At 57.3% G+C, this 1,119-nt stretch carries 1 protein-coding gene; it reads left to right on the plus strand.

What is annotated here, in order from left to right:
* Nucleotides 1-92: 92 nt before the first annotated feature.
* The gene (locus V2391_RS09615) at nt 93-1,031 is read left to right on the plus strand and encodes an AEC family transporter (protein WP_329739144.1); all 939 of its coding nucleotides are present in this window, start codon (nt 93-95) and stop codon (nt 1,029-1,031) included.
* Nucleotides 1,032-1,119: the final 88 nt, after the last annotated feature.

The raw sequence follows: 1,119 nt of genomic DNA on the forward strand, positions 1-1,119 counted from the left end.
GGGTGCCTCCCTCTGAGAAGTGGGCTTCGCGAACTTCTCAGAGGGAGGCACCCGCCCGGAGGCGGCCCTCGCGGAATAGATAAGGGAGATGCATGAGCTTTACGAGTGTGGCGCTTCAGATGTTGACGGTTTCGTTGCCCATTTTGTTGGGGTGGTGTATCGCCAAGCTGGGGTTTATGAAAGCGGAGTTCGAGCGCGAGCTATCGCATCTGCTGCTGCAGGTGGCGCTGCCGTGCTTGGTGCTTTCGTCAGCGCTGGGCGATGATGTGAAGCTTCCGAGCATTGCCGATACGTTTTCGCTCATGGGTCTGTCCTTTGCGATGTATATGGTGGCGATCGTCATCGCGTTTGCTGTCACCGCTGCTCTTCGCGTTCCCAAAGGGACGGAATGCTCGTATCGCTTCGCCGTGCTTTTCGGTAATGCCGGGTTTATCGGTTTTCCGGTTATTTCGGCGGTGTTGGGAAAACAAGCGCTGTTGTATGCATCGATTGCGCTTATCCCCCTAAACGTGCTTATGTTTACCGTCGGCATCATGTTATTTAGCGGAATGAATGGTGGCCTCAAAAAGCAGATGCGCAATATTGCCGCCTGCTGTAAGAGTCCCGGTCTCATTGCAAGTGTTGTTGTGCTTGGGATCGTACTAACCGGATGGACCGATTGGGGCGTGTTGGGCGACTCGATTTCTATCGTTGGCACCATGACCACTCCGGCGGCATTGTTGCTCATGGGGTCGTCTATCGCCAAGTATCGTCCGCTCGAGATGCTCACCAACTGGCGTGCCTATGTCGTCGTGGCATTTCGCCTGGTTGTCGTGCCGGTGGCATGTCTTGCCGTCGCACGCTTGTGGCCAGGCATGACGCCCATGTTTATCACGACGCTTGTGCTCGAGATGGCAATGCCGGTGGGTAGCAACGGTACGCTGTACTGCCTTCAATACGGTAAGGATGCACGCCCCATGATGCAGTGCACGTTTTTGTCGATCGTCTGCTCCATTCTGACTATCCCGCTCGTAACCACGCTGTGCGGGTAGGCATGCGGGACGGCCTCGCGCTGGGGCCTGCTCCGGGCGGGGTGCCCTGCTCCGGGAAGTGGGCTTCGCGAACTTCCCGGAGCAGGGC

This window comes from Collinsella sp. CM84Y_54, assembly GCF_036317945.1.
Classification (GTDB): domain Bacteria; phylum Actinomycetota; class Coriobacteriia; order Coriobacteriales; family Coriobacteriaceae; genus Collinsella.